Annotated in this window: 26 protein-coding genes; 25 read left to right on the top strand and 1 reads right to left on the bottom strand. The window is 63.6% G+C overall.

The window, feature by feature from the left end; translation table 11 throughout:
* The 10 genes from N5I32_RS11610 to rplP all read left to right on the top strand — a co-directional run.
* On the top strand, window positions 1-77 hold a 77-nt coding region (locus N5I32_RS11610; RefSeq protein ID WP_261496019.1), incomplete at its 5' end, for an EF-Tu C-terminal domain-related protein.
* A gap of 76 nt (window positions 78-153) precedes the next feature.
* Window positions 154-462 carry a 30S ribosomal protein S10 gene (rpsJ, locus tag N5I32_RS11605; protein WP_261495873.1) on the top strand — a complete coding sequence of 103 codons (309 nt, stop codon included), beginning with the start codon at window positions 154-156 and terminating at the stop codon, window positions 460-462.
* 15 nt (window positions 463-477) lie between these two features.
* Window positions 478-1,197: a 50S ribosomal protein L3 gene (gene rplC / locus N5I32_RS11600; protein WP_261496018.1), complete on the top strand. Its 720-nt coding sequence runs from the start codon at window positions 478-480 to the stop codon at window positions 1,195-1,197.
* On the top strand, window positions 1,194-1,814 hold the full coding sequence (gene rplD, locus N5I32_RS11595) for a 50S ribosomal protein L4 (RefSeq protein WP_261495871.1): 621 nt from the start codon (window positions 1,194-1,196) through the stop codon (window positions 1,812-1,814). The genes rplC and rplD overlap by 4 nt, the downstream gene beginning before the upstream one ends.
* On the top strand, window positions 1,811-2,107 hold the full coding sequence (locus tag N5I32_RS11590; protein WP_261495870.1) for a 50S ribosomal protein L23: 297 nt from the start codon (window positions 1,811-1,813) through the stop codon (window positions 2,105-2,107). Before rplD ends, N5I32_RS11590 begins: the two co-directional genes overlap by 4 nt.
* Before the next feature lie 123 nt (window positions 2,108-2,230).
* Window positions 2,231-3,067 carry a 50S ribosomal protein L2 gene (gene rplB / locus N5I32_RS11585; RefSeq protein ID WP_261495869.1) on the top strand — a complete coding sequence of 279 codons (837 nt, stop codon included), beginning with the start codon at window positions 2,231-2,233 and terminating at the stop codon, window positions 3,065-3,067.
* A gap of 3 nt (window positions 3,068-3,070) precedes the next feature.
* Window positions 3,071-3,349: a 30S ribosomal protein S19 gene (gene rpsS / locus N5I32_RS11580; protein WP_105516598.1), complete on the top strand. Its 279-nt coding sequence runs from the start codon at window positions 3,071-3,073 to the stop codon at window positions 3,347-3,349.
* A 3-nt stretch (window positions 3,350-3,352) separates the two neighbouring features.
* Window positions 3,353-3,733 carry a 50S ribosomal protein L22 gene (gene rplV, locus N5I32_RS11575; RefSeq protein WP_261495868.1) on the top strand — a complete coding sequence of 127 codons (381 nt, stop codon included), beginning with the start codon at window positions 3,353-3,355 and terminating at the stop codon, window positions 3,731-3,733.
* Window positions 3,733-4,449, top strand: a complete 717-nt coding sequence (gene rpsC, locus N5I32_RS11570) for a 30S ribosomal protein S3 (protein WP_261495867.1) — start codon at window positions 3,733-3,735, stop codon at window positions 4,447-4,449. Before rplV ends, rpsC begins: the two co-directional genes overlap by 1 nt.
* Before the next feature lie 12 nt (window positions 4,450-4,461).
* On the top strand, window positions 4,462-4,875 hold the full coding sequence (gene rplP / locus N5I32_RS11565; protein WP_261495864.1) for a 50S ribosomal protein L16: 414 nt from the start codon (window positions 4,462-4,464) through the stop codon (window positions 4,873-4,875).
* A 200-nt stretch (window positions 4,876-5,075) separates the two neighbouring features.
* Here rplP and N5I32_RS11560 read toward each other — a convergent pair whose 3' ends face one another.
* Window positions 5,076-5,735 (bottom strand): hypothetical protein, encoded by a 660-nt coding sequence (locus tag N5I32_RS11560; protein WP_261495862.1) that lies wholly within the window; start codon window positions 5,733-5,735, stop codon window positions 5,076-5,078.
* Between the two features lie 183 nt (window positions 5,736-5,918).
* Between N5I32_RS11560 and rpmC the strand changes: the two genes are divergently transcribed.
* The 15 genes from rpmC (at window position 5,919) to N5I32_RS11485 (ending at window position 13,610) form a co-directional block, all read left to right on the top strand.
* Window positions 5,919-6,122, top strand: coding sequence for a 50S ribosomal protein L29 (rpmC, locus tag N5I32_RS11555; protein ID WP_261495861.1), 204 nt, complete (start codon window positions 5,919-5,921; stop codon window positions 6,120-6,122).
* Window positions 6,123-6,135: 13 nt separating this feature from the next.
* Window positions 6,136-6,369, top strand: coding sequence for a 30S ribosomal protein S17 (rpsQ, locus tag N5I32_RS11550; protein ID WP_261495860.1), 234 nt, complete (start codon window positions 6,136-6,138; stop codon window positions 6,367-6,369).
* 71 nt (window positions 6,370-6,440) lie between these two features.
* Entirely contained in the window at window positions 6,441-6,809 is a 369-nt protein-coding gene (rplN, locus tag N5I32_RS11545; RefSeq protein WP_035714274.1) for a 50S ribosomal protein L14, read from the top strand.
* Window positions 6,809-7,114 carry a 50S ribosomal protein L24 gene (gene rplX / locus N5I32_RS11540; protein ID WP_261495857.1) on the top strand — a complete coding sequence of 102 codons (306 nt, stop codon included), beginning with the start codon at window positions 6,809-6,811 and terminating at the stop codon, window positions 7,112-7,114. The genes rplN and rplX overlap by 1 nt, the downstream gene beginning before the upstream one ends.
* On the top strand, window positions 7,114-7,674 hold the full coding sequence (gene rplE, locus N5I32_RS11535; protein WP_261495856.1) for a 50S ribosomal protein L5: 561 nt from the start codon (window positions 7,114-7,116) through the stop codon (window positions 7,672-7,674). The genes rplX and rplE overlap by 1 nt, the downstream gene beginning before the upstream one ends.
* 17 nt (window positions 7,675-7,691) lie before the next feature.
* Entirely contained in the window at window positions 7,692-7,997 is a 306-nt protein-coding gene (gene rpsN / locus N5I32_RS11530) for a 30S ribosomal protein S14 (RefSeq protein WP_261495855.1), read from the top strand.
* A 13-nt stretch (window positions 7,998-8,010) separates the two neighbouring features.
* The gene (gene rpsH / locus N5I32_RS11525; protein ID WP_261495854.1) at window positions 8,011-8,409 is read left to right on the top strand and encodes a 30S ribosomal protein S8; all 399 of its coding nucleotides are present in this window, start codon (window positions 8,011-8,013) and stop codon (window positions 8,407-8,409) included.
* 10 nt (window positions 8,410-8,419) lie between these two features.
* Entirely contained in the window at window positions 8,420-8,953 is a 534-nt protein-coding gene (gene rplF, locus N5I32_RS11520) for a 50S ribosomal protein L6 (protein WP_261495853.1), read from the top strand.
* Between the two features lie 11 nt (window positions 8,954-8,964).
* Window positions 8,965-9,324 (top strand): 50S ribosomal protein L18, encoded by a 360-nt coding sequence (rplR, locus tag N5I32_RS11515; RefSeq protein ID WP_261495852.1) that lies wholly within the window; start codon window positions 8,965-8,967, stop codon window positions 9,322-9,324.
* Window positions 9,325-9,448: 124 nt separating this feature from the next.
* Window positions 9,449-10,024 carry a 30S ribosomal protein S5 gene (rpsE, locus tag N5I32_RS11510; protein WP_261495850.1) on the top strand — a complete coding sequence of 192 codons (576 nt, stop codon included), beginning with the start codon at window positions 9,449-9,451 and terminating at the stop codon, window positions 10,022-10,024.
* A 12-nt stretch (window positions 10,025-10,036) separates the two neighbouring features.
* Window positions 10,037-10,228, top strand: a complete 192-nt coding sequence (gene rpmD, locus N5I32_RS11505; protein ID WP_261495849.1) for a 50S ribosomal protein L30 — start codon at window positions 10,037-10,039, stop codon at window positions 10,226-10,228.
* Between the two features lie 188 nt (window positions 10,229-10,416).
* On the top strand, window positions 10,417-10,857 hold the full coding sequence (locus N5I32_RS11500) for a GFA family protein (RefSeq protein WP_261495848.1): 441 nt from the start codon (window positions 10,417-10,419) through the stop codon (window positions 10,855-10,857).
* A 162-nt stretch (window positions 10,858-11,019) separates the two neighbouring features.
* On the top strand, window positions 11,020-11,493 hold the full coding sequence (gene rplO / locus N5I32_RS11495; RefSeq protein WP_261495846.1) for a 50S ribosomal protein L15: 474 nt from the start codon (window positions 11,020-11,022) through the stop codon (window positions 11,491-11,493).
* Window positions 11,494-11,594: 101 nt separating this feature from the next.
* The gene (gene secY, locus N5I32_RS11490; protein ID WP_261495844.1) at window positions 11,595-12,956 is read left to right on the top strand and encodes a preprotein translocase subunit SecY; all 1,362 of its coding nucleotides are present in this window, start codon (window positions 11,595-11,597) and stop codon (window positions 12,954-12,956) included.
* Between the two features lie 9 nt (window positions 12,957-12,965).
* Window positions 12,966-13,610: an adenylate kinase gene (locus N5I32_RS11485; protein ID WP_261495838.1), complete on the top strand. Its 645-nt coding sequence runs from the start codon at window positions 12,966-12,968 to the stop codon at window positions 13,608-13,610.
* Window positions 13,611-13,715: the final 105 nt, after the last annotated feature.

Genomic DNA, 13,715 nt, shown 5'->3' with positions numbered 1-13,715 from the left:
AGGAAAAACTCCGCTTCGCCATCCGCGAAGGCGGCCGCACCGTCGGCGCAGGCGTCGTCTCCAAGATCCTCAAGTAAGAAGACAGGTTCGAAGCAGGCCGGGCATGAGGCCCGGTCTGCCTCTCAACTTTGAAGCCCCGCAAGAGGCAAGACAATGACTGGTCAGAACATTCGCATCCGGCTCAAGGCCTTCGATTACCGCGTGCTGGACGCCAGCACCGCGGAAATCGTCAACACGGCCAAGCGTACGGGTGCCCAGGTGCGCGGTCCGATCCCGCTGCCCAACAAGATCGAGAAGTTCACGGTTCTCCGTGGTCCGCACATCGACAAGAAGTCGCGCGACCAGTGGGAGATCCGCACGCACAAGCGGCTGCTCGATATCGTCGATCCGACCCCGCAGACGGTCGATGCGCTGATGAAGCTCGACCTCGCCGCCGGCGTGGACGTCGAGATCAAGGTCTGAGGAGGCGTGAACATGTTGCGCTCAGGCGTTATCGCGAAAAAGCTGGGCATGACCCGGCTGTTCATGGAAGACGGCAAGCAGGTCCCGGTGACCGTGCTTCAACTCGACAACCTCCAGGTCGTGGCGCAGCGCACGGCCGAGAAGGATGGCTACACCGCCGTCCAGCTCGGCGCGGGCTCTGCCAAGGCCAAGCGGACCACCGCGGCGCAGCGCGGCCACTTCGCCAAGGCGAACGTGGCGCCCAAGCGCAAGATCGCGGAGTTCCGGGTGAGCCCGGAAAACCTGATCGACGTCGGCGCCGAGATTTCGGCAGCCCACTATGCCGAAGGGCAGTTCGTGGACATCGCCGGCACCTCGATCGGCAAGGGCTTCGCGGGTGTCATGAAGCGGCACAACTTCGGTGGTCTGCGCGCCTCGCACGGCGTGTCGATCAGCCACCGCTCGCATGGCTCGACCGGCCAGTGCCAGGATCCCGGCAAGGTGTTCCGCGGCAAGAAGATGGCCGGCCATCTTGGTGCCGTGCGCGTGACCACGCAGAACATCCAGGTCGTCCGCACGGATGCCGACCGCGGCCTGATCATGGTCAAGGGTTCGGTTCCGGGCTCCAAGGGCGGCTGGGTCACTATCAAGGACGCGGTGAAGAAGCCGCTGCCGAAGGACCTGCCGATGCCGGCCGCGCTGAAAGGCACCGCCGCTCCGGCCGCAGAAGCGCCCGCCGAAGGGGGTGAAGCATGAAACTCGACGTGATCAAGCTCGATGCCGGCAAGTCCGGGTCTATCGACCTGTCGGATGAGGTGTTCGGCCTTGAGCCGCGCGCCGATATCCTGCATCGCGTGGTGCGCTGGCAGCGGGCCAAGGCCCAAGCGGGCACCCACTCGGTGCTCGGCAAGTCGGACGTGAGCTACTCGACCAAGAAGATCTATCGCCAGAAGGGCACCGGCGGCGCACGCCACGGGTCCCGCAAGGCGCCGACCTTCCGGCACGGTGGCACCTACAAGGGCCCGACCCCGCGCAGCCACGCCCACGATCTGCCCAAGAAGTTCCGGGCGCTGGGTCTGAAGCACGCGCTGTCGGCCAAGGCCGGTGCGGGCCAGCTGATGATCCTCGACTCGCTCGAGATGACGGAGGCCAAGACCAAGACCCTCGCCAAGGCCGCGAAGGAACTGGGCTGGAAGCGCGTCCTCATCATCGACGGCGCCGACATCAACGAGAACTTCGTCCGCGCGGCGGCGAACATCGAAGGCATCGACGTGCTGCCCTCGATCGGCGCCAACGTCTATGACATCCTCAAGCGTGACACGCTCGTGCTCACGAAGGCGGCTGTCGAAGCTCTGGAGGCTCGTCTGAAATGAGCGTGAAACCTGAACACTACGACGTGATCGTGAAGCCGGTCATCACCGAGAAGTCGACGCTCGCCTCCGAAAGTGGCGCCGTCGTCTTCCGCGTGGCCAAGGACGCGACCAAGCCGCAGATCAAGGAAGCGGTCGAGGCCGTCTTCGGCGTCAAGGTCAAGGCGGTCAACACCACCGTGACCAAGGGCAAGACCAAGCGGTTCCGCGGCATTGCCGGCGTCCGCTCGGACTTCAAGAAAGCCTATGTGACGCTCGAGGAAGGGAACACTATCGACGTCACTTCCGGCCTCTGATAGAAGGCCCGCGAATCTCGCGGCCCCGGCCATCCGGGGCCGTGACGTTTTTCAAACCGGGGACCTACGGGGCCCTTTCATCGGAACGGACCGACAGGTCCAAAGCAACGGAAGACAGAGAGCATGGCACTCAAGTCGTACAAACCGACGACGCCTGGCCAGCGCGGGCTGGTTCTGATCGACCGTTCGGAGCTTTGGAAAGGTCGCCCGGTCAAGTCCCTCACCGAGGGGTTGACCAAGACGGGCGGCCGGAACAATACCGGACGGGTGACGGCGTGGCACAAGGGCGGCGGGGCAAAGCGCCTGTACCGCATCGTGGATTTCAAGCGGTCGAAGTTCGACGTCCCCGCGACGGTCGAGCGGATCGAATACGACCCGAACCGGACCGCCTTCATCGCGCTCGTGCGCTATGAGGATGGCGAACAGTCCTACATCCTCGCGCCACAGCGCCTTGGCGTCGGCGACCAGGTGATCGCGGGCGCCAAGACCGACGTGAAGCCGGGCAACGCGATGCCGTTCTCCGGCATGCCGATCGGCACCATCGTTCACAACGTCGAACTGAAGCCCGGCAAGGGCGGCCAGCTGGCGCGCGCCGCCGGCACCTACGCCCAGTTCGTCGGCCGTGACGGCGGCTACGCGCAGATCCGCCTGTCCTCGGGCGAGCTTCGCATGGTGCGCCAGGAGTGCATCGCGACCGTCGGGGCCGTGTCGAACCCCGACAACTCGAACCAGAACCTCGGCAAGGCGGGCCGCAAGCGGCACATGGGCGTTCGCCCGACCGTCCGCGGCGTCGCCATGAACCCGATCGACCACCCGCACGGCGGCGGCGAAGGCCGCACCTCGGGCGGCCGTCACCCCGTCACCCCGTGGGGCAAGGGGACGAAGGGCAACAAGACCCGCAAGAACAAGTCGACCGACAAGTTCATCGTCCGCTCGCGCAACGCCAAGAAGGGTCGTTAATCCATGTCGCGTTCTGTTTGGAAAGGCCCCTTCGTCGACGCCTATCTGCTGAAGAAGGCAGAAAAGGCGCAAGGCTCGGGCAAATCGGAAGTGATCAAGATCTGGTCGCGCCGCTCCACCATCCTGCCGCAGTTTGTCGGCCTCACCTTCGGGGTCTACAACGGGCAGAAGCACATCCCCGTCAACGTGACCGAAGAGATGATCGGCCAGAAGTTCGGGGAATATTCGCCGACGCGGACCTACTACGGTCACGCTGCCGACAAGAAAGCCAAGAGGAAGTAAGCCATGGGTAAGGAAAAGAATCCGCGCCGCGTGGCGGACAACGAGGCCTTCGCCAAGTCGAAGATGCTTCGCACCTCGCCGCAGAAACTGAACCTCGTCGCCGCGCTGATCCGCGGCAAGAAGGTGGAAAAGGCGCTTGCCGACCTCACCTTCTCGAAAAAGCGGATCGCCGAGGACGTGAAGAAGTGCCTTCAGTCCGCGATCGCCAACGCCGAGAACAACCACGGTCTCGACGTCGATGGCCTGATCGTCGCCGAAGCCTATGTCGGCAAGAACCTGACCATGAAGCGCGGCCATCCCCGCGCCCGCGGCCGGTTCGGCAAGATCGTGAAACCGTTCAGCGAGCTGACCATCAAGGTGCGGCAAGTCGAGGAGCAAGCGTAATGGGTCAGAAGGTCAATCCGATCGGCATGCGCCTCCAGGTCAACCGCACCTGGGACAGCCGCTGGTTCGCCGACAGCAAGGACTACGGCAACCTGCTTCTTGAAGACCTCAAGATGCGCGACTTCATCCATGAAGAGTGCAAGCAGGCCGGCGTCAGCCGCGTGATCATCGAGCGCCCGCACAAGAAGTGCCGGGTGACCGTGCACACCGCCCGCCCGGGCGTGATCATCGGCAAGAAGGGCGCCGACATCGAGTCGCTCCGCAAGAAGCTTGCGAACTTCACGAAGTCGGAACTGCACCTCAACATCGTCGAGGTCAGGAAGCCCGAGCTTGACGCGATGCTGGTTGCGGAATCGATCGCCCAGCAACTCGAGCGCCGGGTGTCGTTCCGCCGCGCGATGAAGCGCGCGGTTCAGAACGCGATGCGGATGGGTGCGCTCGGCATCCGGGTCAACGTCTCGGGCCGCCTCGGCGGTGCGGAGATCGCCCGGACCGAATGGTATCGCGAAGGCCGCGTGCCGCTGCACACGCTGCGCGCCGACATCGACTATGCGCTGGCCGAAGCGACGACCCCCTACGGGATCATCGGCGTCAAGGTCTGGATCTTCAAGGGCGAGATCATGGAACATGATCCCCAGGCCCGCGATCGTCGCATGGCCGAGGCGCAGGACGGCCCCGCACCGCGCGGGCCCCGTCGTGACCGCGACGCCCGGTAAGGAGAGAAGAAGATGCTGCAACCGAAACGGACCAAGTTCCGCAAACAGCACAAGGGCCGGATCCACGGCGAGGCCAAGGGCGGGTTCGACCTGAACTTCGGCGGCTTCGGCCTGAAGGCCACCGAACCCGAGCGCGTCACCGCGCGGCAGATCGAGGCGGCCCGCCGCGCGATCACCCGCCACATGAAGCGCCAGGGCCGGGTCTGGATCCGCGTCTTCCCGGACGTCCCGGTTTCGTCGAAGCCGACCGAAGTCCGGATGGGCAAGGGCAAGGGCTCCGTCGACTTCTGGGCGGCCAAGGTCAAGCCGGGCCGGATCATGTTCGAGATCGACGGCGTGAACGAGGTGATCGCCCGCGAGGCGCTGCGCCTCGGCGCGATGAAGCTCCCGGTCACCACCCGCATCGTCCAGCGCGAAGACTGGTAAGTCCGGGCCAAGGCCCGATGTACATGGACGGGAGAACGAGCAGGGCGGGGGTTACCTCGCCCTTTTCTTATTTGCTCTTAGATGAGCGAAGCCGCCCGGTCGCAAATCGCGCGGCGCCCGACCCCGTGGGAGGGCCGAGCACTGCCGGCAGGCCTAAAGATGAGCCGATGCTTGGTGGGAGCAAGCCCGACCGCGGCTGACTAGTTTAGAGGAATTCTGTCAGCTTCACGGACAGTTGCATTATCAACGGAGCTAAAATCGCACTCATAGAGAGCTAAGATTTCCTTTATGCCGGAAAAGGAGTCGACGCGCTTGGAAATCACAAACTCCATTCGCGCGTATGTGTTGTAGTCAAAAAAATAGATCTGACGGACCCAGTCGACTTGAGCGTCTACAAGCTCCGCACCGGTTATCTCGGATCCCGCTGCCGTCAGACTCAGACCCATTAGGCTACTGGTCCCAATCCCACCGAACTCCCTCGGATTTACATCCACAAAACTCCATCCCCATTTGCTGCTTCCGTCCATTTCACGCGCAATGAGGCTTACGCAAAGCAGACCAACGTCCTTGATATCTCTGTCAGTCATGGCCAGTAGCCTAGCGTTTGCTGCCTTGCGTCGGGCCAGATCTTCTTCACGTCGGGTGTCTTCCTCCAACTTTAGCCGCTCCTGCTCGGCCAACTCGGCGATTGCGCGCCGCTCCGTTAACATGTGTTGGTGCTTAATTGCAGCCCAGCCAATGACCGCCATAAGTGAAGTTGTGATGAGTAGAAGAAGACTTTTTCTCTTTTTTTGCATGGCTTTACCTTGTTGCATGGCGCGAAGAACCTCCCTGTATCCGAGATCAGAGAGGTCGTCCATTCGCCACGTTAGTCTGCCTTGCAGAAGAAGCGCATACCTTTTCCCTTGCCCCTCCGCCCCCTCTCCCTTATAGGGACGCATCCTGCGATTCCGGCCCGGCCGGATTCGCTTGTTTGTCATTGACTCCACCGGACAAAGGGTCACCCGAAAGGGCCCTCTGGTGATGTTGAAAGGAAAAGGCGCATGACCGCCAAGGAACTGACCGGCAAGACGCCGGACCAGCTTCGCGAGGAGCTGACCCAACTCAAGAAGGAAGCCTTCAACCTGCGCTTCCAGCAGGCCACCGGCCAGCTTGAGAACACCGCCCGCATGCGCGCCGTCCGCCGTGACGTCGCCCGCATCCAGACGGTTCTGAACCAGAAAGCCGCGGCAGCGGCGGCGAACTGAGAGGACGCGAGACATGCCCAGACGTATCCTGCAAGGCGTCGTGACCTCCGACAAGAACGAACAGACGATCACCGTCCTGGTCGAGCGCCGCTTCAAGCACCCGCTGCTGCAAAAGACCGTCCGCAAGTCCAAGAAGTACCGGGCCCACGACGCAGAGAACCAGTTCAAGGTCGGCGACACCGTCCGCATCGTGGAATGCGCGCCGATTTCGAAGACGAAACGTTGGACGGTTGTGACGGAAGCCTGAGGCTTAACCCCACAACCTCCTTCTGAACGAAACCCTGGGGCGCAAAGGCCCCAAAGGTCGGGAGAAACCAAATGATCCAGATGCAGACCAATCTGGATGTCGCTGACAACTCCGGCGCGCGCCGGGTTCAGTGCATCAAGGTTCTGGGTGGTTCCCACCGCCGCTACGCCAGCGTCGGCGACATCATCGTGGTGTCGGTCAAGGAAGCCATCCCGCGCGGTCGCGTGAAGAAGGGCGACGTCCGCAAGGCCGTCGTCGTGCGCACCGCCAAGGAAGTCCGTCGCGAAGATGGCACGTCCATCCGCTTCGACCGCAACGCCGCCGTCATCCTGAACAACCAGGGCGAGCCGGTCGGCACCCGTATCTTCGGGCCGGTCGTCCGCGAACTGCGCGCGAAGAACTTCATGAAGATCATCTCGCTTGCGCCGGAGGTGCTGTGATGGCTGCGAAGCTCCGTAAAGGCGACACCGTCGTCGTCCTTGCCGGCAAGGACAAGGGCAAGAAGGGCGAGATTCAGTCCGTCGATCCCAAGGCCAACAAGGCCGTGGTCGAAGGCGTGAACGTCGCCATCCGCCACCAGCGCCAGACCCAGACCAGCCAGGGCGGCCGCCAGCCGAAGGCGATGCCGATCGACCTGTCGAACCTCGCGCTCATGGACAAGAACGGCAAGGCCACCCGCGTCGGCTTCCGCGAGGAAGAGGGCAAGAAGGTTCGCTTCGCCAAGACCACCGGGGAGGCGATCTGATGCTGGACGCGCAAACCTATACCCCGCGCCTGAAGGCGCAGTACAAAGGCACGATCCGCGCCGCTCTCAAGGAGGAATTCTCCTACAAGAACGACATGCAGATCCCGAAGCTCGAGAAGATCGTGCTGAATATGGGCGTCGGCGAAGCGGTGAAGGACACCAAGAAGGTGAAGAACGCCGCCGAGGAACTGAGCCGCATCGCCGGCCAGAAGGCCGTCGTCACCAAGGCGAAGAAGTCGATCGCCGGCTTCCGCGTCCGCGAGGAGATGCCGCTGGGCTGCAAGGTCACGCTGCGCGGCGACCGCATGTTCGAATTCCTCGATCGCCTGATCAACGTGGCGCTCCCCCGCGTCCGCGACTTCCGCGGCGTGAAAGGCACCTCGTTCGACGGCCGCGGCAACTACGCGATGGGCCTGAAGGAACACATCGTGTTCCCCGAGATCGACTTCGACAAGGTCGACGAGGTTCTCGGCATGGACATCATCATCTGCACCACCGCGCGCACCGACGCGGAAGCGAAGGCACTGTTGAAGCACTTCAACATGCCCTTCAACAGCTGATCGCGGAGGAACGACGAATGGCTAAGAAATCCATGGTGAACCGCGAAGTGAAGCGCGCGAAGATGGTGAAGCAGTATGCTTCCAAGCGCGCAGCACTCAAGGCGGTGATCGAAGACCAGTCCAAGCCGATGGAAGAGCGTTTCAAGGCGACGCTCAAACTGGCTGAACTGCCCCGCAACTCGTCGGCGACCCGGCTGCACAACCGCTGCCAGCTCACGGGCCGTCCGCACGCCTATTATCGCAAACTCAAGCTCTCCCGCATCATGCTGCGCGACCTGGCCTCGATGGGCCAGATCCCGGGCATGGTGAAGTCGAGCTGGTAAGGAGGAGAGGCACATGTCGATGAACGATCCTCTCGGCGATATGCTGACCCGCATCCGGAACGCCCAGATGCGCGGAAAATCCACTGTCCGCACCCCGGCCTCCAAGCTTCGCGCCTGGGTTCTCGACGTGCTGAAGGACGAAGGCTACATCCGCGGCTACGAAGCCGTGACCGCCACCGGCGGTCAGGCGGAGCTTGAAATCAGCCTGAAGTACTTCGACGGCACCCCGGTGATCCGGGAGCTGAAGCGCGTCTCCAAGCCGGGCCGCCGCGTCTATGCCAGCGTGAAGGACATCCCGTCCGTCCGCAACGGCCTTGGCGTGTCCATCGTCTCCACGCCGAAGGGCGTGATGTCTGATGCAGCTGCACGCACCGCCAACGTTGGCGGCGAAGTGCTCTGCACCGTGTTCTGAGGAGGGGCCGATGTCTCGTATTGGCAAGAAACCCGTCCCGGTTCCGGCCGGCGTCACCACCAGCATCTCGGGCCAGAAGGTCGAGGTGAAGGGGCCCAAGGGCACGCTCACCTTCACCGCGACCGACGATGTGACGATCACCATGGCCGATGGCGCCGTGACCGTCACGCCGCGCGGCACCTCGAAGCGCGCGCGCCAGCAGTGGGGCATGTCCCGTTCGATGATCGAGAACCTGATGACCGGCGTCACCTCCGGCTTCAAGAAGGAACTCGAGATTCAGGGCGTCGGCTATCGCGCGGCGATCCAGGGCAACATCCTCAAGCTGTCGCTCGGCTACAGCCACGAAGTGAATTTCGAAGTGCCCAAGGGCGTGACCGTCACGACCCCGAAGCAGACCGAAATCGTGGTCGAGGGCATCGACGCCCAGCAGGTGGGCCAGGTCGCGGCGAACATCCGCGAATGGCGCGGCCCGGAGCCCTACAAGGGCAAGGGCATCCGCTACAAGGGTGAGTTCATCTTCCGCAAGGAAGGCAAGAAGAAGTAAGGACGCGAAAAATGGCAAACAGCAAACGGGAACTGTTCCTCAAGCGCCGCCTGCGCGTCCGGAACAAGCTGCGGTCGATGGCCGACGGGCGCGCGCGCCTTTCGGTTCATCGTTCGAACAAGAACATCAGCGTGCAGCTGATCGACGACGTCAAGGGTGTGACGCTCGCCTCGGCCTCCAGCCTCGAGAAGGATCTGGGTGTCGTCGGCAAGAACAACATCGAAGCGGCGAAGAAGATCGGTACGGCGATTGCCGAACGCGCCAAGAAGGCCGGTGTCGAGGAATGCTACTTCGACCGCGGCGGCTTCCTGTTCCACGGGAAGATCAAGGCGCTGGCCGATGCCGCCCGTGAAGGCGGCCTGAAGTTCTGATCCATGCGGGTGGCGTTCCCTGTTGCGGGCACGCCACCCCGATGATCCGGGTCCCGGCCAGGCCGGCGACACCAGGATTGGCCCGAACGGCGCGCAGCCCGCGCCACCATGCAAGGAATGCCTCATGGCAGAGAGAGAAAACCGCCGGGAAGGCCGCGATCGCCGCGAAGACCGCCGCGAGCGCGAGGAAACCCCGGAATTCGCCGATCGCCTCGTCGCGATCAACCGCGTCTCGAAGACGGTGAAGGGCGGCAAGCGCTTCGGCTTTGCGGCACTCGTGGTGGTCGGTGACCAGCGCGGTCGTGTCGGATTCGGCAAGGGCAAGGCCAAGGAAGTGCCGGAAGCGATCCGCAAGGCGACCGAACAGGCCAAGCGCTCGATGGTTCGCGTTGCGCTGCGCGACGGCCGCACCCTGCACCACGACATCGAAGGCCGCCACGGCGCCGGCAAGGTCGTGATGCGGACCGCCGTTCCGGGGACCGGCATCATCGCCGGCGGCCCGATGCGCGCCGTGTTCGAGATGCTGGGTGTGCAGGACGTCGTCGCCAAGTCGCTCGGTTCGCAGAACCCCTACAACATGATCCGCGCCACGATGGACGGTCTGAAGAAGGAAGCCAGCCCCCGCATGGTCGCGCAACGCCGCGGCAAGAAGGTGGCCGACGTCCTGAAACGGTCCGAGCCCGAAGCGGCGGAAGCGTAAGGAGCAGCGGTCATGGCCAAGAAAACCATCGTGGTGAAGCAGATCGCTTCGCCGGCCCGTCGCCCGGACATCCAGCGCCAGACGCTGATCGGGCTCGGCCTGAACAAGATGCACAAGACGCGCGAACTCGAAGACACGCCCGCGGTCCGCGGCATGGTCAACAAGATCCCGCATCTCGTGAAGATCGTCGAAGAGCGCGGCTGAGTCGCCTCAAGACCCTTCACCAAGTGTTCGGACGCTCCGGGAAACCGGGGCGTCTTTTCGTTGCGGGTCACGCAATGCTTCCGCGAATCGAGGTGAATGGTGCTAGCTTGCCGTTGCGTCAGATCCGCCGGGCGCCACTGCAGACGCGGCGCGGTTCCCGGTATGGCGTGATCAGCGGAGGGAGACACATGGCCCAGAAATACGCAGGCGGCTGCGAGCACCATCCAGTGCGCGTCACGGCCGAACCGATCGACAACCACGAATGCCACTGCAATGTCTGCAAGAAGGTCACCGGTCAGCAGACGACGCATGTCGCGTTCTTCAACCATGGCGACATCAAGACCGACAACGAGGCCGCGATGAAGCGGGTGCCGTTCAATGCCGACAATCCGAACGGTCCACTGGAAATCTGCCTGTGCGAGAAGTGCAATGCCGTCCTGATGCTTGATGACAAGCAGAAGCGCATTCGCGTCGCGGTGCCGAATGTGATGGGTTATGACGACGCGAAGTTCCCCAAGGCGACATACCACGCCTTCTGGGACGAGACCAAAGGCTACCCGGCACCAAAGGACGGCCGCCCGGTCTATTCGGGGCTGCGGCCGGAGTTTGTCTGGCCGACACCGTCCTAGGCGCGTATCCGGGCACATCCCGGGATGAGACGCCGCCTCTTGCCCGGGGCGGCGCTTTTCTTTATACGCCCGCGGGTGACCGAAGGGTCCGACTCACAAACCAAGAAATGCCGTGTCCGTCCCGTTTCGCTTCGGGGGCGGTTCCGGCCAAGGAGAAGCGACATGAAACTTCACGAACTCCGCGACAATCCGGGCGCGGCGAAGAAATCCAAGCGCGTGGCGCGTGGTCCCGGCTCCGGCAAGGGCAAGACCGCCGGCCGTGGTATCAAGGGCCAGAAGTCGCGGTCTGGCGTCGCCATCGGCGGCTATGAAGGCGGCCAGATGCCGCTTTACCGGCGCCTGCCGAAGCGCGGCTTCAACAAGCCCAACGCCAAGAGCTTTGCGGTGGTGAACCTGGGCGTGATCCAGAAGTTCGTCGACGCGGGCAAGCTTGACGCCAAGTCCGAGATCACCGAGGACGCGCTGGTCGCGGCCGGCGTCGTCCGCCGCAAGCTTGATGGCGTGCGCGTCCTCGCCAAGGGCGAGCTTACGGCCAAGCTGAGCCTCGCGGTGACCGGCGCCTCCAAGGCGGCGGTCGAGGCGGTGGCCAAGGCCGGCGGGACGCTTTCGGTCACGACCGCGTCGGCGGCAGAATAAGCGGTTGTCGGCGGCGCGCGCGCCGCTTACATAGGCTTCAGTTTTCCAAGCGCCGCCGACCGGAAAACGGTTGGCGGCGCTCTGCATGAAAGAGACTGCGAATGGCATCTGCTGCAGAGCAAATGGCGGCGAACCTGTCTTGGGGCGCACTCGGCAAGGCGACCGATCTTCGCCAGAGGATCTTCTTCACCCTCGGCCTTCTGATCGTCTATCGCCTGGGCACCTACATCCCTGTGCCGGGCATCGACGCCGACGCGCTGCGGCAGTTCATGGCGGACGCAGGCTCGGGCATCGGCGGGATTCTGTCGATGTTCACGGGCGGCGCGCTGGGCCGGATGGGCATCTTCGCGCTTGGCATCATGCCCTATATCTCGGCCTCGATCATCGTGCAGCTTCTGGCCTCGATGGTTCCCTCGCTCGAGCAGTTGAAGAAGGAAGGCGAACAGGGCCGCAAGAAGATCAACCAGTACACGCGCTACGGCACGGTTGCGCTGGCCACCTTCCAGGCCTTCGGCCTTGCCAAGAGCCTTGAGGCGGGTGAGCTTGCGCACGACCCCGGACTGTTCTTCGAGGCCGCCTGCGTCATCACCCTGGTCGGCGGCACGATGTTCCTGATGTGGCTGGGCGAACAGATCACCTCGCGTGGGATCGGCAACGGCATCTCCCTCATCATCTTCGTGGGCATCGTGGCCGAGATCCCGGCGGCGCTTGCCCAGTTCCTGAGCCAGGGCCGCGCCGGCAACGTTTCGGTCGGGCTGATCCTCGGGGTCTTCGCGATGGTGGTGGTGGTGATCGCCTTCGTCGTCTTCATGGAACGCGCGCTGAGAAAGATCCACATCCAGTACCCGCGGCGCCAGGTCGGCATGAAGATCTATGACGGCCAGTCGAGCCACCTGCCGATCAAGGTGAACCCCGCCGGCGTGATCCCGGCGATCTTCGCCTCGTCGCTCCTGCTGCTGCCGACCACGATCTCGACCTTCTCGGGCCAGCAGACCGGCCCGGTCATGTCCACGATCCTGGCCTATTTCGGCCCCGGCCAGCCGCTCTACTTGCTGTTCTTCACGGCGATGATCGTCTTCTTCGCCTACTTCTACACCGCCAACGTGTCGTTCAAGTCCGACGATGTGGCCGAGAACCTGAAGAACCAGGGCGGCTTCGTCCCCGGCATCCGCCCGGGCAAGAAGACCGAAGAGTATCTCGACTACGTCGTGGCGCGCATCCTTGTGGTCGGCTCGGGATACCTCGCGCTGGTCTGCCTCCTGCCGGAGATTCTGCGGTCGCAACTGGCGATCCCGTTCTATTTCGGCGGCACCTCTGTTCTGATCGTGGTGTCGGTGACGATGGACACGATCAACCAGGTGCAGTCGCATCTGCTGGCGCACCAATACGAAGGGCTGATCGAGAAATCGCAACTGCGGGGCCGCAAGCGCAACGGCGCGAAGAAGGCACCAGCGCGCCGCTGAGGGGGACCAATGACGAACATCATCCTCTTGGGACCGCCGGGGGCGGGCAAGGGAACTCAGGCCCGGCGCCTGGTCGAGGAGCGCGGCATGGTGCAGCTGTCCACCGGCGACATGCTGCGCGAGGCGCGCACCAGCGGGACCGAGATGGGGCGCAAGGTCGCAGAGGTGATGGACCGCGGCGATCTGGTCACGGATGAGATCGTCATCGGCCTGATCGAGGAAAAGCTGAGCGCTCCGCGGGCCGGCGGCTTCATCTTCGACGGCTTTCCCCGGACCCTGCCGCAGGCCGACGCGCTGGGCGCGCTGCTGGACCGACACGGCATGGCGCTGGACGCCGTGATCGAGATGCAGGTGGACGACGCTGCCCTTGTCCGCCGCATCGCCGGCCGCTTCACCTGCGGCGACTGCGGCGAGGTCTTCCACGACGAGACGAAGCCGACGTCGAAGCCCGGAACCTGCGACAACTGCGGATCGACCAACCTCAAGCGCCGCGCCGACGACAACGCGGAAAGCCTGAAGCAGCGGCTGATGGAGTACTACAAGAAGACCTCTCCGCTGATCGGCTACTATTACGCCAAGGGCAAGCTGAGGCCGGTGGACGGGCTGGCCGAGATCGACGACGTGGCCCGGTCGATCGCCGGTATCCTGGGCTGACCATCTTCTCTTGACGCGCCGGGGGAAACCCACTAGGTCACAGCGTCTCGCAAGAGAATCGTCTTGATTTGCTGAAATTTCCTTCAGCCGAATCGCGGCGAACCA

Origin of the sequence: Albidovulum sediminis, assembly GCF_025380365.1 — a bacterium.
Classification (GTDB): Bacteria; Pseudomonadota; Alphaproteobacteria; order Rhodobacterales; family Rhodobacteraceae; genus Albidovulum; species Albidovulum sediminis.
The sequence above is the reverse complement of the archived record's forward strand: the minus strand, read 5'-3'. Positions and strand labels throughout refer to the sequence as shown.